This window comes from Streptomyces sp. NPDC002499 (assembly GCF_053595415.1).
Map to the genome: position 1 here is coordinate 36787 of NZ_JBSFXO010000017.1, position 24754 is coordinate 61540.

Genomic DNA, 24754 nt, shown 5'->3' on the forward strand with positions numbered 1-24754 from the left:
CTATCGGTCGGACGGCGTCTGCCGGTCTATTGATCGCGGGACCACGCGCGGTACGCGGCCACGGCCGTCGGCAGGGTGGGGAAGATCAGGTCCGAACCGACGGAGGCCGCCAGGCCGTACACCTTGAGGTCGTCCATGAGGTCCTGCTTGACGCGGGCGAGAGCGAAGACGATGCCGCGGCCGGTGAGTTCGCGGCGCAGTTCGTCGACCGCGTCGAGGGCGGTGATGTCGACCTCCACGTTGGCCTCGGCGTTGAGGACGAACCACCGGACCGGGTCGGTCTGTTGGGCGACGGCCGCCAGGGCACGGCGCTTGAAGTTCTCCGCGTTGGCGAAGAACAGCGGTGAGTCGTAGCGGTAGACCAGCAGGCCGGGGACGGTACGGGCCTGTGGGTAGTCGTCCACGTCGTGCATGCCGGCGACACCGGGTACCAGGCCTTCGACGGCGTCGTGCGGACGGGCCACCCGTGTCAGCAACTCGGCCACGGACAGACCGACGGCCACGATCACGCCGTAGAGGATGTCAAGGGCGAGCACACCTGCCAGGCAGCCGAGGGCGAGCAGGAGTTCGCGGCGGCGGAAGGTCGCGAGGCGGCGGAAGCCCGCGAGGTCGATCATCCGGACGGCGGCGTACACGACGAGTGCGCCCAGCACGGCCGATGGAGTGCGATGCAGCAGCGGGCTGAGGAACAGGAGCACCGCCAGCACCACCGCGCCCGCCACCAGGGAGTACGCCTGGCTGCGGGCGCCCGCCGAGGAGGCGAGCGCGGTGCGGCTGGCGCTGCTGCTGACGGGGAAGCCGTGCAGGACGCCCGCGCCGAGGTTGGCGGTGCCCAGCGCCAGGAACTCCTGGTTGGGGTTCAGCCCGGGTTCCTCGTCGTCCTGTCCGCTGAAGGCCCGCGCGGTCAGGATGAAGTCGGTGTACCCGACAATGAGCACGCCGAGGGCCGGCAGCACCAGGTGCGGCAACTCGCCCAGGTCCGGCCAGGAAAGACCCGGCAGACCCGACGGGACCTCGCCGATCACCTTGATGCCGTACCGGTCGTCGAGGTCGAACGCCACCACGGCGACCGTGCCGAGGACGACGGCGAGCAGGGGACCGGGCACGGCACGGACGTACCGGGAGACCGTGAAGAGGAACGCGAGCACGGCGGCGGACAGGACGACCGTTGCCGCGTGGGAGTCGGACAAGTGCCTGATGGCGGACCACAGTTGAGGGAAGAACTCCGAGCCGGTCGTCCTCACGCCCGTGAGCTTGGGGAGCTGGTCCACCATCATGATCAGCGCCACACCCGCCAGGTAGCCGATCAGGACCGGGCGGGAGAGCAGGTCCGCGAGGAAGCCGAGCCGCACCGCCCATGCGACCAGGCACAGCAGTCCGACCGTGACCGCGAGGGCGGCCGCCAGGGTGGCGTAGCGCCCGGGGTCACCCGCGGCGAGCGGGCCGACCACGGTGGCGGTCATCAGCGCGGTCGTGGACTCGGGGCCCACCGAGAGCAGGCGCGAGGACCCGAAGAGCGCGTACAGCGCGAGGGCGGGCAGGATCGCCCACAGTCCGGCGACCGGCGGCAGCCCGGCCACGCCGGCGTACGCCATGACCTGCGGCACCAGGTACGCGGCCACCGTGACACCGGCCAGCAGGTCGCCCCTCACCCAGGCACGCCGGTAGCCGGCGAGGGCGACGGCCCCGGGCGCCAGGGTGCGCCACCTCGGTGTGCGGATGCCCGCCTGCCGTCTCCCCGCGTGCTGCCCGTCCGCGTCCTGGGACATGTGCCACCTCTCCCCGTTCGCTCCCAGGATCCACCGGCAAGGTCACCGTCGCGCCGGGATCACGCCCGGCCGGCGTCGCGCTGCGCGTCGCCGCCGGCCCCGGCCCTCAGAGGGTCGCGGCGTGATCGGGGACGTAGGTCTGCAGGTCGCGCGGCGGACGCTCGTAGCCGGTCGACGCGGGCCGTCGCGGCAGCTCCAGCACCGGCGGGGGCACCTCGCGGTACGGCACGGACGACAGCAGGTGGGCGATCATGTTCAGGCGCGCCCGGCGCTTGTCGTCGCTCTCGACGACGTACCACGGAGCCTCCGGGACGTCGGTGTACACCAGCATCTGGTCCTTGGCCCGGGAGTAGGCCTCCCAATGGGTGATCGACTCCAGATCCATCGGCGAGAGCTTCCAGCGCCGCAGCGGGTCGTCCAGCCGCTGGCGGAACCGCTCCTGCTGTTCGGTGTCGCTCACCGAGAACCAGTACTTGCGCAGCACGATCCCCGACTCGACCAGCATCCGTTCGAAGGTCGGGCACTGGCGCAGGAAGAGCTGGTACTCCTCCTTCGTGCAGAAGCCCATCACGTGCTCGACGCCGGCCCGGTTGTACCAGGACCGGTCGAACAGCACGATCTCCCCGGCGGCCGGCAGATGCTCGACGTACCGCTGGAAGTACCACTGGCTGCGTTCGCGCTCGGTCGGCTTCGGCAGGGCCGCGATGCGCGCCACCCGGGGGTTGAGGTGCTCGGACACCCGCTTGATGGTGCCGCCCTTGCCCGCCGCGTCCCGTCCCTCGAAGATCACGACCACTCGGGCGCCCTCCGCGCGCACCCACTCCTGCAGCTTCACCAACTCCGTCTGAAGACGGAGGAGTTCCTTCTCGTACGCCTTGCGCGGCAGCCGTGCCGCGTCCTTGCCGGCCATGCCGCCTCCACCGCCCGTTGTGCACACCGATGACTTCCGGAGCCCCTGATGCCCAAGGCCGAACACCAGGACAGCACCGTACTTTCCGACGACGAACTGCGCACTCCGGCCGCCCACCTCAACCGCGTGATCGGCGCGCGGGGGATAGGCGCGCTGGAGCCACGAGGCAGATGGCCGACGCTCGTACTCCCCGGTTCTCTGCGGCCCGGTGACAAGGGCGTCCGCAAGCGCTGCGTTCTTGTGAGCACCGCCTGAGCTCGGAGTCCCGGCGGCCCTACGGTCCGGCCATGAAGACGAGCCGCAGCAGAGCAAGGACGTGGCGCGGTGCCGCGCTGGCGGTGCTGCTGACCGCCGGTGCGCTGACCGCGGCCGCGCCGCAGGCCCAGGGAGAGAGCGCGCGGACCGAGACCCCCGTGGTGTCGACCCGTCCGGCGGACGGGGTGGCCGAGTCGGTGGTGCGGGTGAGAGTGCCGTTGCTGCAGTCGTTCGGCGCTCGTCCGGGGGCGTGCGACTGGCTGTCGTACCTGCGCTACCGCGCCACCGACGGGCCGCGCGCGTCCGCCGACGCCGACCGGATCCTCGTCGCCCAACCGGGCATCCTGGAGGGGGCCGGAGCGTTCGACAGCGTCGCCCGCAACACCGTCTCCCGAGCCGCCGCGAACGGACGGCACATCGAGTTCTGGGCCCTGGACCGGCGCTCCAACTGCCTTGAGGACCCGACCGGTATCGCCTCGGGCGACCAGCACACCGCCGTCGACTACTACTACCGGGGCAAGGCGGTCGGCGGCCGGACCTTCGCCGGGTTCGTCGGCAACGACCGGCTCGGTTGGATGGCCAGGCTCGGCATCGAGCAGACCGTGCGGGACGAACACGACCTCCTCGTTGCCGAGTTGCCCGATCAGGGAGTGCGCAGGAGCAAGGTGCTGTGCGGTGGGCACTCGCTCGGTGGTGTGATCACCGGGTACTTCGCGACGGCCGACTTCGACGGGAACCCCGCCACCACGGCCGACGCCGGGCAGAACCAGTGCGCCGGGTACTTCGCCCTCGACACGACGGTCTCCACCTCACTGGCGGACCTGAGCGGATCCATCCCGGACGACACCAACCTGCCGGACATCGGGCTCGGTTACGCAGTCGTCCAGGCCGGGCTCGACCGCGGCGTCCTGTCCCGTTCGCTGTCCGCGCCCGTGCTGCTCAACCCCGAGACCATGACCCTGCTCGCCATCACCGGGCTGGGGGCCGTGCGGGATCCGGACGGTGAGGCGGACCTGCCGTCCTATCTGCCCTCCAACGTCAACATCGAGGCCACCAACCGCTTCCTGTTCTCCAAGGACACCGCCACCTTCCTCACCGGCTCACCCGCGGTGAAGGACTTCCGGCTCACCAACGACGCGGTCCTCGGGGCGCTGATGGACGACAACTCCGTACCGCTGGCGTTCCTGCAGAGCAGCGTGGGCTTCTTCGACGGAGGACCGATCGTCGACAAGAACTTCCCCGCCGCCAACGGCAGTTCGGGGCAGGCGCAGCTGTTCGGCGTCGAGTACAAGGCCATCCCCGCGCAGCCGCACGGGCCGCTCTACACCTGGCGCAATTACGACCGTGTGGGTGCCGCCGACGACCCCGGGTACCGGTCGGCCGACGGCACCCCGTTCACCGACGCCGGCAAGGAGGTCACCGACATCCACGAGCTGGCCCGCAGCATGGGGGAGCAGCCGTTGGACTTCACCGAGCAGTACTTCCCGACCAAACTGGTCACCGACATCGAGCTGGCCACTTCGCCGCAGGTGAAGCAACTCGTCGTACATCCGGAGGGGTTGACGGCCAACCCGACGCTCACCGTGCTCGCGGGAGACGGGTTGCTGGCGGGCCGCATCCCGGCCGACCTGCACCCCGTGATCGCGCCCGGCTACCAGCACCTCGACGTACTGACCGCGGCACCCGTCCAGAACGACGGCCGGCCCGAGGTCGTGTCCGGCAGCCTCGCCGCGTTCGCCGCGACGCTCAAGTAGCAGTCGACGCACACCAAATAGGGCCCGGGAGGATCAGCTCCCGGGCCCTACGGCGTCGCTGCGGATCAGAGCCGCGGATCAGACCTTGCCCGCGGCGAACGTGGCCGCCGCGTCGGCGTTCGCGGTGTAGCCGAGGTGGGCCAGGACGTCGGTTCCGCCGTTCTGGCAGATGGGGTCACCGTTGGCGCAGAAGTCGATGGTGCGGCTCTGGTAGGTGCCGGTGACGCTCCTGCCGATGGCGCGGATCGGATTGCCGAACAGCAGCACCGCGGCGACTCGCGGTCCGACGGCGGCGGGAATGGTCGCCACGATCGGGCTGCCGACCACCGCGCCGTCGCTGCTGATTCCGATCGAGTTGTCGACGACGTTCGCACCCTGCGAATAGCCGACGAGAATGAAACGCTGATTCGGACAGGCAGCGGCTTGCGCGTTGACGTGGTTCACCAGATCCGCGTTTCCCTGCGCGGCCGACGTCAGGGAAAGGTCGGCGGGATAGTTCACCGCGTAGCTGGAGAGACTCTTTCCCGTAATTTTCTTCTGGAGCGCGGAGAACACCGGGTCGCCGACGATCAGACCGAGCGTGCCCGGTTCGAAGGTGCCGCGCGCCGCCACGACGTCGATGTCCGAGCAGGCGGCGGCCGATGCCGTGGGTGCGGTGAGGGTGGCGAGGCCGGCCCCGCCGACCAATGAGAGCGCCGCGAGGCACAAGCGAATACGCATGGGAATCCTTTGAGGGTGGGGCGCGTGGAACGCGCCTGTGGAAAGGACATCCCGAAGGTATTCGCGTTGTCTTACCTGGTGTTATGGACGGGAATTCAGAAATTCCCCTTGTTTTTGTCGGCGCGTGAGTCGTCGCCCTCGTCCCGTGACGCGGCGGAACGCAGCGCGAGGATCAGGTCCAGGCGGGTGTCGGGAGAGTGCAGGGAGCCGCCGAAAAGCTTCTCCAGCTGCCGCAGGCGATAGCGGACCGTCTGCGGATGGATATGCAGGCGCGCGGCGACGTCGGGGACGTTGCTGCCGCTGAGCAACCACGCGAGCAACGTCTCGGCCAGCCGGGCCCGTTGGCCCTCGGAGGCGGCGTCGAGCGGCGCGAGGGCGCGTGCCTCCAACTCGGCGAGCAACGGCTCGTCACTGTGCAGCAACAGGGTCGACAGGTGATCAACGCACAGCACCACGCCCTGCCGGGGCAGCACCCCGCGACCCATCAACCCCAGCGCCCGCATGGCCCACCGCAGCGACCGCGCCGCCTGGTCGACCGGGACCGTGGGCCCGATCGCCGCCGGGCGGCCGGCCAGGCCCAGGAGGAACGACCGCCCGCCGAACCTGCCGTACCCCTCCGGATCCGGCACCAGCACACGCGGCGGCCGTGACTCCATGTCCACCAACGCGCCGGGCATCGCAGGCACTTGGTCCTGCGAACGCGGGTCCGCGGGGCCCGCCAGCGCGACGACGGCGACCCTCGACGGCACCCGCCACCGCGCGCCGTGCGCCAAGTCCTGCACAGCCTCCAGCGACACCGGCCCCTCGCCCAGCAGCAGATCGAGCAGCCGTCCGCGCCGCCGTTCCAACTCGCCCGCGCTGTGCGACTGCGCCTCCGCGTAACCGGCCGCCGCCGCCTCGGCCACCTCGTGCACGGTCCGGAACGCCAGCTCCCCGAGCGTGGCCACCACCGCCGAGTCCAGGCCGAGTTCCTCCGCCGTACGCCCCATCAGCCGCCAGGCGTGCATGCCGCCCACGCGTAACGCGGACTGCAGCGCGTCCAGACTGCGGCCCTCCAAGGCCTCGCCGCGCCCGAGTTCCTCGTAGTAGGCGGCCGCCATCGCGACCCCCTGGGCACGCGGGTCCGCGATGTGGTCGACGAACAGCGTGAGCGCCTGCACCACCCCGGACCTGAGGTTCTCGCGCTGGGTCCCGTCGGCCGGCCGCGCGTACTCGGGGACCTCATTGCGGACCACCTGCGCCACCTCGTCGGCGACGACCGGGAGTTGGGCGCGCAACAGCTCGGCCAGGTCGGACGGTACCGACGCGGCCGGGGGGTCGGCAGGTACACCGCGCGGGGTGGGGACAGCCACGACGGACGCTCCTTTCCCCCGGAGGCGACTCACCCACGGGCCGTTGCCCGTGGGATGAGGGGGACGTCCCGTGTTGGACGGACGTCCCCTGCGCTCCGTTCCGTGCCCCGGCGGCACCGACATCACTCCGGCAGCCCCAGCGCACCGGCGAGCATCGGCCACGAGGCCGTGAACTCCCCTTTCCAGTAGGCCCAGCTGTGTCCTCCGCCCGCGTAGTAGTGGGCGGTCACGGGGATGGAGAGAAGCGCGAGGGTGTCGGTGAAGCGGTGCGCGGAGGGCCACAGCAGACTCTCCAACGCCTCCGGCAGCCAGTCGCCGACACCGCCGACCACCCCGCTGCCCTGCGACACGTACAAGGGTGTGCCGCGCAGCCCCGTGGCACGGGCGCGCGGATTGAAGTCGCGCCAAGTGAGCGCGCCGAGAAGGGGGTTGCCCCACAGGGAGCCGGGCGCCAGGTTCTCGCGGGCCACGATGGCGTCCACGAGGGGCGGCACGCCCAGGGCCGTGGTGTCGAGGATGCCGCTGAAGGAGGCCGCCGCGGCGAACGCGCCCGGGTGACGGGCCGCGTGCGCCATCGCGCCGTAACCCCCGGTCGACACACCCGCGACGGCCCGCACCCCGGACGCCCGGTAGTCGCGGGCGAGCAGCGCCGGCACCTCCTGGACCTGGAAGGTCTCGTAGTCGGGACCACCGCGCCAGGCACTGGGGATGCCGGTCGGGCCCGCGTCCGGCATGGCCACGATCAGGTCGCGGCCCGCGGTGAAGGCCTCGATGTCCGTCTCCCGGGTCCAGGACGTGTAGTCGTCGTGGGCGCCGTGCAGCAGATACAGCACGGGGTACGTCCGGCCGGTCCGCGCGTCGAAGTCCGACGGCAGGATCAGCCGTACGGGCGCGCTGCGGCCCAGCGCGGGGGAGGACACGGCCACGTCGAAGGTGCGCGCTCCGACCTGGGTGGCCGCCCTGGCACGTCCGGCACCGACCGTGACGCCGAACAGGGCGGCCAGGCCGGTGGCCGCGGCGGCCTTGGCGACGGCGCGGCGGGACACTCCGGAGGGTTCGGAGGCGCGGGCGGCTCCGTCGGTTCCGGCGGGATGGTGCGGCATGGCGGCTCCTCAGTCCGGTTCGGCGGGGGCGCCCGGCGGGGCAAGCAACTGCCGAAGATGGGCGGCGATCTCGTCGACGTGCGGCGGGTCGAGCAGCGACAGGTGATGCCCCGTCACCGGTACGACCGTCAGACGCGGGCACAGCTCGTCCCAGCCGAGCGCGTCGTCGTCCCGTTCGTACGCCGGGTCGCGCACGGTGTGCGGAGCCGGTTCGGTGGCCCGGAACAGGACCACGGGACCGTCGTAACGGTCCGGCCGATGGGCCTCGCCGATCCGGAGGTCCAGATAGGAGGCGCGCTGGTGCTCCAGCGCGGCGGGCGGCACCTCGGCGACCCCGCCCAGGGCCCGCAGCACGAGATCGATGCGCTCGTGGTCGTCGTCCATCGCCACGAGTTCGTCGTAAGGCAGCGGCAGTTGGACGCCGTAGGCGTCGGCGACGTGTCGGGCGAAGCCCGTGAGGTGCGCGCGGACGCGATCGGCGGGTGTGCGGCCGGGCTGGGGGAGGGGGCGTACGGAATCGATGAGCGCGACGAGTTCCACGTCCCGTCCGGCGGCCGCGAGGTACCGCGCCGTCTCCTGGGCGACGAAGCCCCCGAAGGACCAACCACCCAGCGCACAAGGGCCGTTGGGCTGGACGGCAGCGATCGCCTCGGCACAGCGGCGCGCCTTCTCCGGCACGGTACCGGCGTCCTCGATCCGGTCCAGCCCGTGCACCGGCCGGTCGGCGCCCAGTCGTTCGGCGAGTGCGCGGTAAACGCCGGTGGATCCACCGGCGGCGTGGAACAGGAAGAGCGGGGAGCCCGTGCCGCCTTTGTGGAGCGTGCGTAGGGGTAAAGGCGTCTCGGTCAACTGCGCGATTCGGTCGGCCAGTTCGTCGACCGTGGTGGCATCGAAGAGGTCACGCAGCCGCAGTTCGATCCCGAAATCGCGCTCCAGTGAGGTGCGGATACGGACGGCCATCAGGGAGTCCAGGCCGAGGTCGACCAGCGCCGTGGCGGGGGTGATGCGGGCGGCCGGATGGCCGGTGACGGTGGCGATGTGGTGACTCACGCGGGCGGCCACCGAGGCCGCCGCCTCGCGCGGGGGTGCCGCGGACTCGGTCCAACGGGCCGTCGTGGAGGCGGCTATGGGGGCCCGGCCGTCCGTCCACCAGTACCGGACGTGCCGCCAACGCGGGGCCGGAAGGTCGATGACCCGGCCGGCCGGCGTCGGCAGAGGCAGCCCCGCCGTGTACAGAGTGCCCAACTCGGAGAGGAACGCTGCGGATCCGTCCGCGTCGCGCCGCAGCGAGCCCACCGCCAGTGCTCCGGGTACGTTCTCGGCGACGGATCTGGCCAGCACCGGATGCGGTGAGAGCTCGACGAAGGCGGTGTGACCGTCGGCCGCGGCTGCCGCGAGGGCCCGGTCCAGACGCACGGGCCGGCGCAGGTTGGCGGCCCAGTGAGCGGCGTCGAACGCGCAGGCGCCGCGCGGATCGTCGAGGACGGTGGAGTAGACGGGAATGCGCGGAGACCGGCCCCGGACGTCCGACAGGGCCTCGGTCAGCTCCGGCAGCAGGGGGTCCACCTGGGCCGAGTGCCCGGCGCCGACCACTCGCATGGCCCGGGCGGCACGCCCTTGCTCCTCCAGCCAGTGCACGAGCCTGGTGACCGCCGCCTCGTCGCCCGTGACGACCTTCTGCCGGGGCGAGGAGTGCACGGCGACCTGTACACCGGGGAAGTCCCGCTCCAGGGTGGGCAGTTCGGCGTCCGCCAGATCCACGACGGCCATCGCCCCGCCGTGCAGCCCGCCGAGCAGGCGAGCCCGTGCGGTGATGACCCGAGCCGCGTCCGCCACGTCCAGCGCGCCCGCGCAGACGGCGGCCGCCACCTCGCCCATGGAGTGGCCGATCACGGCGACCGGTTCGACACCGTACGAGCGCCACAGCTCGGCGAGCGCCAACTGGAGCCCGAGCAGCACGGGTTGGGAGACGTCGAGGCGGTCGAGATCTCCGGCGGAGGCCAGGTGCTCGTGGAAGGAGAAGCCGAACTCGCCGGCGAGTCGTGCGTCGAGCTTCTCCACAGCGGCGGCGAAGGCGGGTTCCTCGGCGAGCAGCCGGCGCCCCATGCCGGGCCACTGGCTCCCGTACCCCGAGAACACCCATACCGGGCCGCGCCCCACGAGATCGCGGTCACCGGTGGATACCCGGGTATCCGGGCGAGCCCCCGCCAACGCATCGAGCGCTTCGGCCAGTTCTGCCCCGGCACCGGCGACGACGGCGGCCCGCACGGGTCCCCGCCCCGCGCGTCCCGCGAGCGTGCGGGCCACGTCGGTGGGGTGGGCCGCGCTCCCCTCGGGTGTGCGAAGCCACGCGGCGAGGCGGGCCGCGGTGTCCCGGACCCGCTCGGTGTCGACGTCGGAGAGAACGTGGAGGCAGACGGCCGGTCGGTCTGTCGACGGCGGCGGGAGGATTCCGGGGCGCCATTCCTCCAGTACGGCATGGGCGTTGGTGCCGCCGAACCCGAAGCCCGAGATGCCGGCGGTGGCTGTGCCGCCGTAGCGGGGCCAGGGTTCCGGCTCGGTCACCACGCGCAGCCGGGGGTCCGTCAGGGCGCTGCCGTTGGCGTGCAGCGACGGCGGGACGAGGTCGTGGTGGAGCGCAAGGACTGTTTTTACGAGACCGGCGAGGCCCGCCGCGCATTCCAGGTGGCCGAGGTTCCCCTTCACGGAGCCCAGCAGCAACGGCTGGTCGAGGTCGCGGCCCGCGCCCAGCACCGCGCCGAGCGCGCCCGCCTCGATCGGGTCGCCGAGCGGGGTGCCGGTGCCGTGCGCCTCGACGTAGTCGATATGAGCCGTGGGCAGCCCGGACCGCGCGTACACGGACGCCAACAGGGCTTGCTGGGCGGCCGGGTTGGGGGCCAGGAGGCCGTTGGAGCGGCCGTCGGAGTTGACGGCGGTGGCGCGGATGACGGCGAGGACGCGGTCGCTGTCCCGCTCCGCGTCGGACAGTCGCTTCAGCAGCACCGCCGCGCAGCCCTCACCGCGCCCGATGCCGTCGGCCGCCGTTGAGAACGGCTTGCAGCGACCGTCCGGCGCGAGCGCGCCCGCCCGCTCGAAGGCGACGCCGACGGAGGGCGACAGCAGGACGTTGACCCCGGCGGCGATCGCCGTGTCGCTCTCGCCGGTGCGCAGGCTGACGCAGGCGTGATGCAGGGCGACCAGCGAGGAGGAACAGGCGGTGTCGACGGCCATGCTCGGCCCACGGGTGTCGAGGACGTACGCCAGTCGGCCCGCCGTGACACTGAGCGCCGCGCCCGCCGGCGCCCACGGATCGACGGACTCCGCGTCGGCGCCGGTGAGTTGGCCGTACTCCGGGGCCGAGACACCGACGTAGATCCCGGTGGCCGTGCCCGCCAGGGCGGTGGCGGGCACGGCGGCGTGGTCGAGCGTCTCGCGGACGACCTCCAGGAGGATCCGCTGCTGCGGGTCCATCACCGCGGCCTCGCGCGGGGTGATGCGGAAGAACTCGGCGTCGAAGCCGGCGATGTCGTCGAGAAAGCCGCCGTACGCGGGGGCGTCGGCGGGCGGGAACGCCGTGAAGTCGCCCCATCTGTCCTCGGGGACGCGTCCGATCGCGTCGACCCCGTCGATCAGCAGCCGCCAGTAGTCGCCCGGACCGCGCACCCCGCCGGGCAGTCGGCAGCCGACGCCGATGACCGCGACGGGCTCGCCCGGCGCCCCCGGGGGAGAGGCGCCGGACGAGGTTCTGGTGAACTGCGCGGCCGTACCGCACAGTTGGGCCACCAGCGCGTCCCCGGTGGGCGCTTCCCACACCAGGGTCGCCGGCAGGTCGCGGCCGGTCAGCCGGGACAGCTCACCGGCCAGCACGACCGCGTCCCGCGAGGACATCCCCAGGTCGGCCAACGGCCGGTCCATCGGGATGTCGTCGACGGAGGCGCGGTTGCCGTGCCACTCGGCGACCAGCTCCGCGATCCGGCGGCGCAGGGCTCGCGCGTCGGCCGCCCGCACACTGCCGGATTCGTCGGCTGCGCTCGCACCCGACTCTGCGTCGGCCGGGCTCGCACCCCGCTCCGCGTCGGCTGCGCGCGCACCCCGGTCCCCGTCGGCGGCCGTCATACCGCCGTCTCCGTCGCGTAGGCACCCTCCAGATACCGGGCCCGCGCCAGGGCCCGCGACACCTTGCCGCTGGACGTCCGGGGCACGGCACCCGGCGCGACCAGGACGACGTCCGCGAGCCGCAGCCCGTGCCGGGCGGAGACGGCCGCACGCACGGCACGCGTCAGGGACGGTACGTCGATGTCGGTGAGGCTGGTGGTCCGCGCGTGCTCCGCCACGACCACCACCCGCTCGCCTCCGCCGCCCGGCACACCGAACGCGGCGAGCCGGTCGCGCCGCAGAGCCGGATGGGCGTTCTGGGCGGTGGCTTCCACGTCCTGCGGGTAGTGGTTGCGGCCGTCGACGACGATGAGGTCCTTGAGCCGGCCGGTGACGATCAACTGCCCGCTCAGGATCGTCCCGAGATCACCGGTGCGCAGCCAACTGCCGGGCGCGTCCTTGCCGAGCCCGGCGCCGAACACCCGTTGCGTCTGGGGCTCGTTGTTCCAGTAGCCGCGCCCCACGTTGGGGCCCTGCACCCAGATCTCGCCGACCTCCCCCTCGGCCAGGACGGCGTGGGAGACGGGATCGACGACACGGACCCGCTGGCCGGCCGGGGTTCCGCAACCGGCCAGCAGCACGGCTCTCGGGTCGTCGGGCCGCGCGGGCAGGGCCTTCCCGGCGGCGAGGGCGTCACGGTCCAGCGCGAACCGGTCGAGCGGCTCGCCCGGACGGGCGGCACTGACGAAGACGGTCGCCTCCGCGAGCCCGTACGACGGACAGTGGACCTCCGCCGCGAGCCCCCGCGCGGCGAACGCGGCGTGGAAGCGGTCGACGGTGCCGGGCCGCACCGGCTCGCTGCCGTTGATCAACGCGGCGACCCCGTCCAGCCGTAGCTCCGCCTTCTGCGCCTCGGTGACGGTCGAAGAGCAGTAGTCGTAGGCGAAGTTGGGCGCGGCGCTCAGCGCACGCGGATGCGCGGCCAACAGCCTTAGCCAGCGCGCCGGTTCGTGCAGGAACGCGGCCGGGTCCATGAGCACCGACAGCAGTCCCCGTACGACAGGGGCCGCGACGCTGAGCACGAGCCCCATGTCGTGGTAGAGCGGCAGCCAGCCCACGCAGGTCACCGGGTGCGCGTCGGCGCGGTAGGCGCCGAGCGCCTGGCGGGCGTTGGCGACGACGTTGGTGTGGGTGATCTCGACTCCCGCCGGAGCACGGGTGGATCCGGAGGTGTACTGGAGATACGCGGTCGCGCCGGGGTCGAGTACGGGCGCCCGCCAGTCCTTGGCGACGGCATCGGGAACCTGGTCCACCGCGAGGACCGCCACCCGGGCACGCTCGCAGAAGTCCCTGACCTCCTCCAGGACGCGGCCGGTGGTCACCACGACCGCGGGACGGGCGTCGGCCAACACCCCGACGAGCCGGTCCCCGTGCCCCGGCAGACCGGGCGGGTAGAGCGGTACGGCGACCATCCCGGCGGTCAGCGCGGCCAGAAAGGCGGTGATGTAGTCCGTCCCCTGCGGACACAACAGGGCGACCCTGGCCCCTGGTTCGGCCTGTTCGGAGAGCCGGGCGGCCAACGCCCTTATGCGCAGGTCCAGTCGCTGCCAGGTGAGGGTGCGGTGCACCCCGCGCGAGTTCGGAGTGGGGTGGTCGACGAAGGTGAACGCCCGGCGGTCGGGGGTGGTTTCGGCCCAGTGCCGCACGTGGTCGGGCAGGGTCCGGTACGCGGGCGCGAGCGGGGGGCGGCGGCTGTCCATCGGGCGTTGCTCCTCACATCGCGGTGTCGGCCGGCGAGTCGGGCGGATCAGAGCGGTTGGACTGAGCGGGGCGCACAAGAGCGAAAAAGTGTGAACAGGGCGGTCAGAGCGGGATGTTGCCGTGCCGGCGCTCCGGCATCGGGGCGCGCTTGCCGCGCAGCGTGCGCAGGGCACGGCACAGGTGGGCGCGGGTGTCGCGCGGGGCGATCACCGCGTCGACGTACCCGCGTTCGGCGGCGAGATACGGGGTCCCGTGGGTGGACTCGTACGTGGCGATCAGGCGGGCGCGCAGTGCCTCCGGGTCGTCCGAGGCGGCGAGTTCACGCCGGTGCAGCACGCCGACGGCGCCCTCCGCGCCCATGACGGCGATGCGGGCCGTGGGCCAGGCGAGGTTGACGTCGGCGCCGAGGTGCTTGGAGCCCATCACCGCGTACCCGCCGCCGTATGCCTTGCGCACCACCACGGTGACTTTCGGGACGGTCGCCTCGGCGTACGCGTACAGCAGTTTGGCGCCGCGCCGGATGATGCCGGCCCGCTCCTGGCGGACACCGGAGAGGTAGCCGGGGACGTCGGCGAAGGTCAGCAGCGGAATGCCGAACGCGTCGCAGAACCGTACGAACCGCGCGGCCTTCTCCGAGGCGTCGATGTCGAGGACACCGGCCGAGTGCAGCGGCTGATTGGCGACGACGCCGACGCTGTTGCCCTCGACGCGGGCCAGGGCGCAGATGATGTTCGGCGCGAACAGCTCCTGCACGTACAGGAGTTCACCGTCGTCGACGACCGCCTGCACGATGTCGCGCATGTCGTAGGCCTGGCCGGTCCGGTCGGGCACGACCTCGTCCAGCCCGTCCCCGGTGGGCGTCGACCCAGGAGCGTACTGCGGGGGACGGTCCAGGTTGTTGGCCGGCAGGTACGAGAGCAGGTCGCGTACGGTGTCGAGGGCCTCCTCCTCGTCGGCGGCGAGGAAGTGGGCGTTGCCGTTCACGGAGTTGCTGGTGCGGGCGCCGCCCAGGTCCTCCGCGGTGGTGTGCTCGCCGGTGACCGCCTCGATGACGTCGGGACCGGTGACGAACATGTGCGAGGCGCCGTCCACCATGACCGTGAAGTCGGTGATGGCGGGGGAGTAGGCGGCACCGCCCGCGCACGGCCCGAGGATGACCGAGATCTGCGGGATCACCCCGGACGCCTTCACATTGCGGCGCACCAACTCGGCGTACAGGGCGAGGGATGCGACGCCTTCCTGGATGCGGGCGCCGCCGGAGTCGTTGAGACCGATGACGGGGCAGCCGGTCTTGAGGGCGAGGTCCATCAGGGCCACGGTCTTCTCGCCGAACGCCTCGCCCATGCTGCCGCCGAAGACCGTGGAGTCCTGGGCGAACACACAGACCGGTCGCCCGTCGACCGTGCCGTACCCGGTGACGACCCCGTCACCGTAGGGGCGGCGGGCGCCGTCCCCGGTGGATCTGGCCCGCACGAACAGACCGGTCTCCGCGAAGGAGTCCACGTCAAGCAGCCGTTCGATCCGCTCCCGCGCGCCGAAGGCCCCGCGCCTTCTCGGCGTGGCCGGAGTCAGCGCCTGTGCCCGGCGGTGTTCCAGGTCCGTGATGCGCTCGGCGGTGCGGTCCGCCGTATGTGCCGCTGTCGCCCGGGATGTTGTCGCCTCTCGCGTCACAGCCACCTCCGAAGGGGTTCTCGAATATGGCAGCGATTCGGGAGCGGCCCTGGGTGATGGCCGTTCTGTTTGCGGGAGTTGAGTCCTGGGCGACGGAGGTTCGTCCTGAGGTGACAAAGGGCCTGCCGTCGACGGCACCAACGGGCGTCCTGCCGGGCGAGGTCGGGCGGGAAGCGGAGTGGGTGCGGGAGGCGGTCAGGTTCGCGCGTCCTCGGAGTGGGGGTTGGCGGCCGTGCCCTCGGTGCTGAGCAGGACGACCGTCGAGGTGGGATCGACAGCCAGGGCGGTACGGCGTTCGGCGGCGCCCTCGCCGGTCAGGGCGGCGCGGGCACCGGCCAGGGAGGCCGCGCCGCAGGGGCCCGCCGCGACACCGACGGCGGCGAGATCACGTGCGGCGTCGGCGCTTTCGGCGTCCGTGACCGCGACAGCGGCGTCCAGGCCGTCTCGTAGAAAGGGCCAGGCCAGGCTGGAGACGGTGCCGCAGTTCAGGCCGGCCATGGTGGTGGCACCGGTCGGCACGCTGACCGGCGTCCGACGGCCGAGGCTGGCCAGGACACAGGCCGCGGTGTCGGGCTCGACGGACAGCAGCGCGGTCGGCGCGGGCCCGGCCGCTCTGCCGCGGTAGTGGGTGACGGCGGCCTGCGCGAGTGAGCCCACGCCCGCCGGGACCACCACCAGGCCGGGCGACCCGAGATCCGCAGTACCGAGCTGCGCGTCGATCTCGGCGAACAGGGTCGAGTAGCCCTCCACGATCCAGCCCGGAATCCGCTCGTACCCGGGCCAGGCGGTGTCCTGGACGAGTACGGAGTCCGGCCTGCTCGCCGCCGCGTCGGCCGCCCGCCGCACGGCTTCGTCGTACGAGCCCGGCACGAGCGTGATGTGCGCGCCTTCCTCCTCGATGGCAGTCACGGCCGCCGGGTGGACACCCCGCGGGACGAAGACATGGGAACGCTGCCCGAACAGCCGCGCCATCCGCGCCACGGCCCGGCCGTGATTGCCGTCGGTGGCGGTGACCAGCCGCACCGGGCCGCCGGCGCTGCCCCCGTTCGCCCGCCGTGCCAGCACCCGGTGAATCGCCCAGGACGCGCCCAGCGCCTTGAACGCGGGCAGCCCCAGACGCGAGGACTCGTCCTTGACGAACACCCGGCCGACCCCGAGTTCCCTTGCCAGGGACGGGAGTTCGGCCAGTGCGGTGGGCGCATAGCCGGGCTGCTCGGCATGGAAGTCCCGCACCTCGGCCGGGGGTGGCGCACAGGTCCAGATCCTGGCGGCGGGTCGTACGAACCACGGCAGGTGGCGCGACGGGGTCGGGTCGCCGGCGACGAAAGGAATCTTGGACACGCGATCATCGTGTGGCCCGACCATGGGGTTGGTCCAGGGGCACGCGGCGCGCGTCCGATTGCACGTAGTCCTCGGCATCCTCCTCCGCCGGGTCCCCGCACGCGTGGACGTCGTCGTCATCCACGCGACGGATCAGTGAGCGGTTGGTAGCGTTCCGGCATGACCGAACGCGAGCACCGTGTCGTCGTCGAGGGGTCCCGGATCACCACGCCCCGGCTGGTCCTGCGGCCGTGGACCGTCGAGGACGCGGAGGACGCCCTGCGGGTCTACGGCACCGCGGACGTCGCCCAGTGGCTCGCCCCGGCGATGGCACGAGTGCCGGACGCGGCGGCCATGCGGACCCTCCTGGAGGAGTGGGGCGCCGGGAATCTGGACGCCCCGCAGGGCCGGTGGGCGATCGAGTCGCGGGAGGACGGGTCGGTGGTCGGCGGGGTCGTGCTGCTGCCCCTGCCGCCGGACCGCCGGGACCTGGAGATCGGCTGGCAACTCGCGCCCGGCGCCTGGGGGAAGGGTCTGGCCGCCGAGGCCGGTCACGCCGTGGCGCACTACGCCTTCGAGGCCGGCGTGGACGAACTCTTCGCGGTCGTACGGCCCCGCAACGAACGGGGTGCCGCGACGGCCAAGCGCGTGGGGATGGAGTGGGTCGGGGAGACGGACAAGTACTACGACCTGCGCCTCCAGGTGTACCGGCTCAGGCCGGGCGATCTCGACGTCCCGGGCCTGCGTCCGGGGCAGGGGCCCGGCACTCGAGGAGCATGACGAAGGGGGCGCCGGTCTCGCCGACGCCCCCTCCGCCCAGCCGCGGAGACCTACTGAGTGATGAGGTAGGCGCGCTGGATCGTCTGGACCAGCTTGTTGCCGGCCCGGTCGGTCAGTTCGGCGCGCAGTGACACGGAGCCCGGCTGGGCCGGGTGCTTGAGCGTCAGATGCGTACCGCCGACGGCCTTGGCGGACTGCCAGGTCGCGCCGTCGTCGTAGGAGACCTGGAAGGCGAGCTTCGCGGGCTTCTGCCCGGCCGCCGCGCCCTTGATGCTGAAGGGCACCTTGAAGGTCGTACCCGCCTCGGCCGTGCTGGCCAGGGTCAGCTGCGGGGAGAAGGTGACCGTCGACAGCGGCAGCGCGGCGAAGTCGTCGTCAGGGGTCGTGGCCGAGCGGAAGGACCACTCCGCCTGGACGCGCGTGCTGACCGCGTACACGGCCGGGTCACGGGAGCTGTCCACGCTCAGCTTGTACGCGGCGTCCCCGGCGGGGACGGTGTACTCGGTGAGGCCCAGGCTCGGCGGGTAGTCGTAGTCGTCGGCGATCTCCTTGCCGTCCGCCGTGAGCGTGGCCTTCACCGAGGTGGCGTCGGCCTCGCCCCAGTGTCCGGCGCCGTCGCCGAACAGCGGCACATAGGCCCTGATGACGTTCCCCTGCCGGGCGAGACCCGGGAATCCGAGGCCCGGTCCGAGCTCCGCGGGACCGTTCAGCACCGGGCCGAAGACACCGACGTTGAACTGCTCCTGGTAGGTGTGGCCCGCCTTCCAGATCCTCGGCATCCGCATCAGGAAGTTCTCGAAGACCGAGTCCCGGCCCTCGCCCGAGACCGACCACATACGGGCCGACCACTTCACGCCGTTGTCGAGGATGTACTCGGTGCTGCGCATCGGCAGATCGCCGCGCATGTCGGTGTAACTGGGCACCAGCCGGCCGTCGGGCCCGTGCGGAGTGACCTCGACCTGGACGCGCCGGCCCTCGACCGGCTCGCCCGCCTCGAACTCGACCTTGGCCAGCCGCTTCCGCTCGACCGCGGCGGTGAAGCCGTCGATCTCGCCGTCCCGCTGCCAGGCCAGGCGGTAGTTGACCGGCCGCCCCGCCGCGTCCTGGCGGGACCACGTGCCGGAGTACAGGGAGTACAGCCCGTCGACGGACTCGCCCGTGCCGAGCCGCCCGAACCGCAGGCCCTCGAAGTTCGGCAGCAGATACTGCAGGAAGCCGTCCCTCAGCCCCTCGCCCCGCTGGAAGCCGACCGCGACCGTCGCGTCGGTGCCCACGGCCGCCGGGTCCGGCACGGTGATGTCCACCGGCTTCGCCTGCCGGGCGTCGACGGTGACGCTGGTGTCCCCGTCGAGCCGCAGCTTCGGCTGGACCAGAACCGCGTGCTTGTCGGTCGAGACACTGGGGTGGATCACACCGCTGACGATGTAGTCGCCCTTGGGCAGCCGGACCGTCAGCTCGCCGTCCTGTTCGTCGGCGTAGTCGGCGTAGAAGTCGCCGTCGAAGTCCGAGACGGAGGTGACGGCGTCACCGGTCGGTGAGCCGTTCTCGTCGATGTGCTTGAGCGTCAGGTCGTACGACTCCACCTCGCGCTGCACGCCGACCGCGGTCCGCACCTGGATCTTGTCGTCGGACGACGTGGCCGAGACCGAGCCGCCGAAGCTGCCGTCGGCGGTGCCCGCGCTGGTGTCCGCCGTGACCTCGGCGCTCGCCTCGCCGCCCGCCGGGACGGTGACCGTCCGGGGCGAGACGGTGAACATGCCCGCCGCGGCGGCCTTGCCGTCCGCGGTGTAGGCGTCCACGGAGAGGTCCAGGGTGACCGGCTCGGTGCCGAGGTTCCGGTACGTGAGCTGCTTGGTGACCGGCTTGTCGTCGGCGTGCGGCCACTGCTGCTCGCCGAAGCCGATCGACTGCTGCTCGGTGACGACGCTCTGGTCCAGCGCCCGCACCAGGTCGGTGCGTCCGGTGCCCTGCTGGAAGGAGCTGTACGCGCCCGGCTTCGCGGAGGCGGTGAGGACCTGCTTGATGCGCTCGCCGGTCCAGTCCGGATGCTGCTGGGCGAGGAGAGCGGCGGCGCCCGCGACATGCGGGGTCGCCATCGACGTACCGTCGAGCGTGAGATAACCCGGGGTGTCGGAGGGGAACTCGCCCTCCAGGAAGCTGCCGGCCGCCGCGGCGGCCGTGATCGCGACACCGGGCGCGGTCAGATCGGGCTTGACCCCGCTGTCCCCGACGCGCGGGCCGCGGCTGGAGAACGAGGCCAGCTGGTCGGACTTGTCGACCGCGCCGACGGTCAGCGCCGCGTCGGCGCTGCCGGGCGAGCCGACCGTCTGCTCGCCGAACTCGCCCTCGTTCCCGGCCGCGATGACGAACAGCGTGTCGGACTCGGCGGAGAGCCGGTCGACCGCCTCCTCCATCGGGTCGGTGCCGGGCGAGTCCGTACCGCCGAGGCTGAGGTTGGCGACATCGGCGCCCTGCGCCACCGCCCACTCCATGCCGGCGATGATCCCGGAGTCGTAGCCTGAGCCGTTGTCGTCGAGGACCTTGCCGTTGACGATCTGCGCGCCCGGCGCGACGCCCTTGTACCTGCCGCCGGACTTGGCGCCCGTCCCGGCGGTGATCGACGCGACGTGCGTGCCGTGGCCGAACTTGTCGCCGGTGCTCCCGGAGTCGGAGAAGTCCTGCGCCGCGACCACCTTGTCCGCGAGGTCGGGGTGGCCGGTGTCGATGCCGGTGTCCAGGACGGCGATCTTCGTGCCGGTGCCGTCGTACCCGGCGGCCCAGGCGGTCGGCGCGCCGATCTGCGGGACGCTCTTGTCGAGGCTCGCCTTGCGCCTGCCGTCCAGCCAGACCTTCTCCACCGCCGTCGAGTCGGTGAACTCCGTCGTGCCGCTGTCGCCCGCGGAGTCGGTCACGGCGTTCCAGAAGTCGTCGGCCCGCTTCTTGACGGGGCGTATCGCCTTGCCGTTGACGACGGGCAGCGCGCGGCCCAGCCGGGCACCGGCCCCGGTGAACGGGCTCATCGAGGGCGCCTTCTTGCCCTTGAAGGTGACGATCAGCGGTACGTCGGTGCGGCCCGCGTCGTCGTACCCGTCCGCCACCAGCTGGGTCACGTCGAACAGCCGGACATCCAGCTTGCCCTGCGCGATCAGCAACTCCGCGTCGGAGGGCACCACTTGGGTGTGCTCGCCGACCGTGCGGATCGAGAACGTGCCCCGCTCCCGGCCCTTCGCCCGCTCGACGCCGGCGACCTTTCCGGCGGCGTCCAGCAGGACCCGGTCGCCGGTGACCAGCGTGACGGTCTTGACCGCGGCGGCCGTTCGGGCCGCGCCTGTGTCGATCGGCCCGGCTCCGGACGCCGTACCGGCGGGCAGGCCGGCCAGGACGAGGGCCGAGGCGGCGACCCCGGCCGCGAGGACGGCATGTCTGTGCTTCACGCGTAACTCCACTTGTGCTCCTGGAAGTTGGGAACAGTCGAACGGGGTGGTGGTCAGGGGACGGCCGGGCCTGTGATGTACCGGCCGTCGGCGGTGTAGGGCCAGACGTTGGGGGAGCAGCCGTGCATGCCCTTGATCTGCTGCATCATCGCGGGGGCCGGTCCGCCCTTCGCGGGGCAGGTGACATGGCCGTGGCCGAGGAAGTGGCCCACCTCGTGGTTGACGATGAGCGCCCGGTAGGACGTGACGTCCTTGGCGTAGACGGGAGTTGCCTCTTCCCAGCGCTTGAGGTTGACCATGACGTTGTGGGCCACGCTGCAGTTGACCTCGCCGCCGGTCTCCAGGCCGTACTGGCCGCAGACCTTGTCCACGGTCCCGGGAGTGGCGACCTTGACCACGAAGTCGGTGGCGCCGGTGGAGACCCGCTGGAAGCCCGAGTGTCCGTCGGCGGTCCAGCCGCGCGGGTCGGCCAGGATGCGCTCCACCTGCTCGGCGATGTCCTCGGCGGACAGGTCGATGCCGTTCTCCACCTCGACCTTGTAGCGCAGGGCCTTGCCCTTCCCGACACGCCCGCTGCCGCCGGACGCGGTGACGAACGTGCCCGGACCGTTGCGGGGGATGGCGGGGCCGGAGGAACTCGGCGTCCCCTCGGCCTTCCCGGTGGCGCTCGCCGTCGGCTCCGTCGGCGTCTTCGGCTTCGGCGGCTCGGAGGTGGGCCGCACCGACGGGTCGCGCTCGGCACCCGCGTTCGGACCGGCCGCCGTCGGCGACCGCTTCGAGTCGGCCGGCAGCCAGGCCACCACCGCGCAGCCGACGACACCGAGAGCGGCCAACGCGGCCAGTCCCCCCGTCAGTTGTCTCCGCCCGTTCCGCCTGGCGGCGTGGGCGGAACCTGTCCGACGACGGCTGGGGGACTTCTCGTTGTGCGCTTTCACGATCGTTTACGGTGCGACCGCAATGTGATCGGATCTGGCCCGGAAGATAACGAGACGATAACGCCCGCCTCGGTCAGCTCCCTGTGGATACTGTGCGCATGTCACGAGTACTGCTGATCGAGGACGACCGCGCCGTGCGCGAGGGCGTCGACCTGGCCCTGCGCCGACAGGGCCACGACGTCGCCGCCACCGCGACCGGGGAAGAGGGCATGGACCGGTTAAGGAGCTTCCGGCCGGACATCGTGGTCCTCGATCTGATGCTCCCCGGCATGACCGGTCTTGAGGTGTGCCGGGGCATACGCGCCGTCGACCAGACCTTGCCGATCATCATCGCCACCGCGCGGGGTGACGAGGTGGACATCGTTGTCGGTCTGGAGGCCGGCGCCGACGACTACGTGGTGAAGCCGGTGCTGGCCCGGGTGCTCGACGCCCGCATACGCGCCGTCCTGCGCCGCGCGGGCGGGGCACAGGCCGGGACGGGACTGCCGAAGATCGACACCTACGGTGAACTCGCCGTGGACCGCGCCGGGTTGACCGTCACCCTGGGCGGTACGCCGATCGCCCTCGCCCCCTCGGAGACGCGGCTGCTGCTCACGCTCTCCGCCTCGCCGGGGCAGGTCTTCAGCCGACAGCAGCTGTTGGAGGCGGTCTGGGAGCACGACTACCACGGGGACGCGCGCCTGGTGGACGCCTGCGTCAAACGCCTGCGCACCAAGATGTCCGAGCCGCCCAAGGCACCGCGGTACATCCACACCGTGCGCGGCTTCGGCTACCGATTCGCGGCGCCGTGAGGACGCGTGGGACGCGCCGCACGCGCCGACTGCGAGGCCTGCGCCCGCGCCTGGTGGTGGCCTTCGGACTCGTCGCCACCGTCGCCGCCGCCACGACCGGCGCCCTGACCTTCCGGGAGGCCCGCACCGGAGTGCTCCAGCAGAGCCAGGACGCCACGATCAGACAACTGCGCACCCAGATCAACCAGCGTGCCCCCGAACTCGGCTTCCCCCCGGACCAGTCGGCGCTCCAGCGCTTCGCCGCCGACGTGGCCGCCACCGAGGCACCCGGCAACTGGCGCGTCCTGGCCACCTACGGAACCCTGCGCGCCGCCTCCGCCGCCGGCGACACCTTCCCCGAGCTGACGGCCGACGTGCGCGAGGCCGTCGCCACCAGCCGGGCCACCGTGTTCCAACGGGTGCGTGCGAGCGGACACACCTCGCTCGTCGTCGGCATGTCGGTCACCTTCGGCGTCCCCGACCGAGCGCAGACGGCGTCCGGGGTCCGGGTCTTCCTGGTCGTGCCGCAGACCGAGGAACAGGCCTACGTGGACGCCCTGGTGAGCTCCGTCGAGCGGGCCATGGTGCCGGCGCTGCTGCTCGCCGTCGTGCTCGCCCTGTTCGCCGCGCGGGGCGTACTGCTGCCGGTACGGGCGCTGCGGGACGCCACCCGCAGCATCGCCGAGGGCCGCCTGGACACCCGGCTCGCGGTCAACGGATCCGATGAACTCGCCGATCTCTCCCACACGTTCAACGAGACGGCCGCCGCCCTCGAGACGTCGGTGGCGGAGCTGCGCGGCATGGAGGCACGGGCCCGGCGCTTCGCCGCCGACGTCTCGCACGAACTGCGCACCCCGCTCGCCGCGATGTCGGCGGTCACCGACGTCCTGGACGAGGACGCGGCCCGGCTGGACCCGGACACGGCCACCGCGGTCCGGCTGATCAGCGGGGAGACCGTCAAACTCGCCCGCCTGGTCGACGACTTGATGGAGATCTCCCGGTTCGACGCGGGCGCGGCGGAGCTGCACCTGGACGAGATCGACCTCGCCGAGTCGATCCGGCGCACCCTCGCCTCCCGGGGCTGGTCGGACACGGTGGAGACGCGGCTGCCGCCGCCCGACGCGGTGCGCGGGCGGGTCGACCCGCGCCGCCTGGACGTGGTCGTCGCCAATCTGGTCGGCAACGCCCTGCGGCACGGCAACCGCCCGGTGCGCGTGAGCCTGGCGGCGAGCGATGACCTCGCCGCCGGGCGCCTCGCGGTCATCGAGATACGGGACGGCGGCCCCGGCATCCCCGAGGACGTCCTGCCGCACGTCTTCGAGCGGTTCTACAAGTCGGACACCGCGAGGACCCGCTCCGAGGGCAGCGGCCTCGGCCTGTCGATCACCGCCGAGAACGTACGCATGCACGGCGGAACCGTCCGCGCGGCCAACCATCCGGCCGGTGGTGCCGTCTTCACGGTCGAACTGCCGTTGCGGCGGGACGAGTCGTCCGAGGAGAACCCGTCATGAAGGCCACACACCGGCTCCCGCTGCTGGTGGCACCGTCCCTGCTCGCGCTGTCCGCCTGCGGGATCCCCGCGACCGGGGTGGTGGAGGCCGGCGGTCCGGCGAGCGGCATCGCCTCGCTCACGTCGGTCTACTTCGTCCGGGACGGCGGCGCACTCGTCGCGGTCTCCCGGGCGACCGCCGAGCCCGGGGACGCCGGGGCGGCCCTGGACCTTTTGCTGCTCGGCCCGACCGACCGGGAGCAGTCCGAGGGCCTGGCCAGCGAGGTGCCCGGGATGCCGACCCTCGCGCCCGTCCCGACGCCCAAGGCGGACGCGGTCACCGGGGAACCCGCCGAGCCCGCGGAGAACGTGCCGACCGTGACGGTGCGGGACGACACGCTCTCCATCGAACTCCCCGGCGCCATGGGCAGGTTGACCGACATCGCGATACGACAGCTGATCTGCACGGCCGCCGCCGCGCACCGGGTCGCGACCCAGACCGTCGGCCCGGTGACGGTCGACGTGACCAGCGTCTACGGACAGCACACCAGGAACTCCGACAAGGGCTGCCCCGATCGGGGAGCCGGGCGTCCCGATCCGTGAGCCCGGCGCCGTGTTCCGTGAACCCGGCTCCGC

The 24754-nt window shown here is 72.3% G+C and carries 17 protein-coding genes; 6 read left to right on the forward strand and 11 right to left on the reverse strand.

What is annotated here, in order from left to right; all coding sequences use genetic code 11:
* Positions 1–26 precede the first annotated feature (26 nt).
* Together ACWD5F_RS40510 and ppk2 are read right to left on the reverse strand one after the other, a co-directional pair.
* Positions 27–1769: a SulP family inorganic anion transporter gene (locus ACWD5F_RS40510; protein WP_451261211.1), complete on the reverse strand. Its 1743-nt coding sequence runs from the start codon at positions 1767–1769 to the stop codon at positions 27–29.
* A gap of 106 nt (positions 1770–1875) precedes the next feature.
* Positions 1876–2679: a polyphosphate kinase 2 gene (gene ppk2, locus ACWD5F_RS40515; protein ID WP_451261212.1), complete on the reverse strand. Its 804-nt coding sequence runs from the start codon at positions 2677–2679 to the stop codon at positions 1876–1878.
* 48 nt (positions 2680–2727) lie between these two features.
* Here ppk2 and ACWD5F_RS40520 point away from each other — a divergent pair, with 48 nt between their 5' ends.
* Together ACWD5F_RS40520 and ACWD5F_RS40525 are read left to right on the forward strand one after the other, a co-directional pair.
* A complete protein-coding gene (locus ACWD5F_RS40520) occupies positions 2728–2934 on the forward strand; it encodes a hypothetical protein (protein WP_451261213.1) in 207 nt (68 codons plus the stop codon).
* A 32-nt stretch (positions 2935–2966) separates the two neighbouring features.
* Positions 2967–4688, forward strand: a complete 1722-nt coding sequence (locus tag ACWD5F_RS40525; RefSeq protein WP_451261214.1) for a hypothetical protein — start codon at positions 2967–2969, stop codon at positions 4686–4688.
* Between the two features lie 78 nt (positions 4689–4766).
* On the opposite strand, the gene ACWD5F_RS40530 is transcribed toward ACWD5F_RS40525, so the two are convergent.
* From ACWD5F_RS40530 to ACWD5F_RS40560, 7 genes are all read right to left on the reverse strand, one after another.
* Positions 4767–5408, reverse strand: coding sequence for a cutinase family protein (locus ACWD5F_RS40530; RefSeq protein WP_451261215.1), 642 nt, complete (start codon positions 5406–5408; stop codon positions 4767–4769).
* Between the two features lie 95 nt (positions 5409–5503).
* Positions 5504–6760, reverse strand: a complete 1257-nt coding sequence (locus ACWD5F_RS40535) for a PucR family transcriptional regulator (protein ID WP_451261216.1) — start codon at positions 6758–6760, stop codon at positions 5504–5506.
* Positions 6761–6882: 122 nt separating this feature from the next.
* Positions 6883–7863, reverse strand: a complete 981-nt coding sequence (locus tag ACWD5F_RS40540) for an alpha/beta hydrolase (protein ID WP_451261217.1) — start codon at positions 7861–7863, stop codon at positions 6883–6885.
* Between the two features lie 9 nt (positions 7864–7872).
* Positions 7873–11979, reverse strand: coding sequence for a beta-ketoacyl synthase N-terminal-like domain-containing protein (locus ACWD5F_RS40545; RefSeq protein WP_451261218.1), 4107 nt, complete (start codon positions 11977–11979; stop codon positions 7873–7875).
* Entirely contained in the window at positions 11976–13718 is a 1743-nt protein-coding gene (locus ACWD5F_RS40550) for a fatty acyl-AMP ligase (protein WP_451261219.1), read from the reverse strand. The genes ACWD5F_RS40545 and ACWD5F_RS40550 overlap by 4 nt, the downstream gene beginning before the upstream one ends.
* A 103-nt stretch (positions 13719–13821) precedes the next feature.
* Positions 13822–15390 carry an acyl-CoA carboxylase subunit beta gene (locus ACWD5F_RS40555; RefSeq protein ID WP_451261402.1) on the reverse strand — a complete coding sequence of 523 codons (1569 nt, stop codon included), beginning with the start codon at positions 15388–15390 and terminating at the stop codon, positions 13822–13824.
* A gap of 195 nt (positions 15391–15585) precedes the next feature.
* On the reverse strand, positions 15586–16731 hold the full coding sequence (locus ACWD5F_RS40560) for a diaminopropionate ammonia-lyase (RefSeq protein WP_451261220.1): 1146 nt from the start codon (positions 16729–16731) through the stop codon (positions 15586–15588).
* 159 nt (positions 16732–16890) lie between these two features.
* Between ACWD5F_RS40560 and ACWD5F_RS40565 the strand changes: the two genes are divergently transcribed.
* Complete coding sequence (locus ACWD5F_RS40565; protein WP_451261221.1) at positions 16891–17490, forward strand: GNAT family N-acetyltransferase; 600 nt, start codon at positions 16891–16893, stop codon at positions 17488–17490.
* A 50-nt stretch (positions 17491–17540) separates the two neighbouring features.
* Here ACWD5F_RS40565 and ACWD5F_RS40570 read toward each other — a convergent pair whose 3' ends face one another.
* Both ACWD5F_RS40570 and ACWD5F_RS40575 read right to left on the reverse strand, forming a co-directional pair.
* Positions 17541–20924, reverse strand: coding sequence for a S8 family peptidase (locus ACWD5F_RS40570; RefSeq protein ID WP_451261222.1), 3384 nt, complete (start codon positions 20922–20924; stop codon positions 17541–17543).
* Positions 20925–20977: 53 nt separating this feature from the next.
* Positions 20978–21757 (reverse strand): DUF3152 domain-containing protein, encoded by a 780-nt coding sequence (locus ACWD5F_RS40575; protein ID WP_451261223.1) that lies wholly within the window; start codon positions 21755–21757, stop codon positions 20978–20980.
* 200 nt (positions 21758–21957) lie between these two features.
* On the opposite strand from ACWD5F_RS40575, the gene ACWD5F_RS40580 reads away from it, so the two are divergent.
* The 3 genes from ACWD5F_RS40580 to ACWD5F_RS40590 are packed head-to-tail and all read left to right on the forward strand — an operon-like array spanning position 21958 to position 24721.
* A complete protein-coding gene (locus ACWD5F_RS40580) occupies positions 21958–22650 on the forward strand; it encodes a response regulator (protein WP_451261224.1) in 693 nt (230 codons plus the stop codon).
* On the forward strand, positions 22647–24140 hold the full coding sequence (locus ACWD5F_RS40585; protein ID WP_451261225.1) for a sensor histidine kinase: 1494 nt from the start codon (positions 22647–22649) through the stop codon (positions 24138–24140). The genes ACWD5F_RS40580 and ACWD5F_RS40585 overlap by 4 nt, the downstream gene beginning before the upstream one ends.
* On the forward strand, positions 24137–24721 hold the full coding sequence (locus tag ACWD5F_RS40590; protein WP_451261226.1) for a hypothetical protein: 585 nt from the start codon (positions 24137–24139) through the stop codon (positions 24719–24721). The genes ACWD5F_RS40585 and ACWD5F_RS40590 overlap by 4 nt, the downstream gene beginning before the upstream one ends.
* The last annotated feature ends 33 nt before the right edge of the window (positions 24722–24754 follow it).

Coding starts and splice junctions, on each gene's coding strand:
- ACWD5F_RS40525 (WP_451261214.1), top strand. CDS start 2,967: ATGAAGACGAGCCGCAGCAGAGCAAGGACGTGGCGCGGTGCCGCGCTG.
- ACWD5F_RS40540 (WP_451261217.1), bottom strand. CDS start 7,863: ATGCCGCACCATCCCGCCGGAACCGACGGAGCCGCCCGCGCCTCCGAA.
- ACWD5F_RS40580 (WP_451261224.1), top strand. CDS start 21,958: ATGTCACGAGTACTGCTGATCGAGGACGACCGCGCCGTGCGCGAGGGC.
- ACWD5F_RS40590 (WP_451261226.1), top strand. CDS start 24,137: ATGAAGGCCACACACCGGCTCCCGCTGCTGGTGGCACCGTCCCTGCTC.
- ACWD5F_RS40530 (WP_451261215.1), bottom strand. CDS start 5,408: ATGCGTATTCGCTTGTGCCTCGCGGCGCTCTCATTGGTCGGCGGGGCC.
- ACWD5F_RS40510 (WP_451261211.1), bottom strand. CDS start 1,769: ATGTCCCAGGACGCGGACGGGCAGCACGCGGGGAGACGGCAGGCGGGC.
- ACWD5F_RS40520 (WP_451261213.1), top strand. CDS start 2,728: ATGCCCAAGGCCGAACACCAGGACAGCACCGTACTTTCCGACGACGAA.
- ACWD5F_RS40545 (WP_451261218.1), bottom strand. CDS start 11,979: ATGACGGCCGCCGACGGGGACCGGGGTGCGCGCGCAGCCGACGCGGAG.
- ppk2 (WP_451261212.1), bottom strand. CDS start 2,679: ATGGCCGGCAAGGACGCGGCACGGCTGCCGCGCAAGGCGTACGAGAAG.
- ACWD5F_RS40565 (WP_451261221.1), top strand. CDS start 16,891: ATGACCGAACGCGAGCACCGTGTCGTCGTCGAGGGGTCCCGGATCACC.
- ACWD5F_RS40550 (WP_451261219.1), bottom strand. CDS start 13,718: ATGGACAGCCGCCGCCCCCCGCTCGCGCCCGCGTACCGGACCCTGCCC.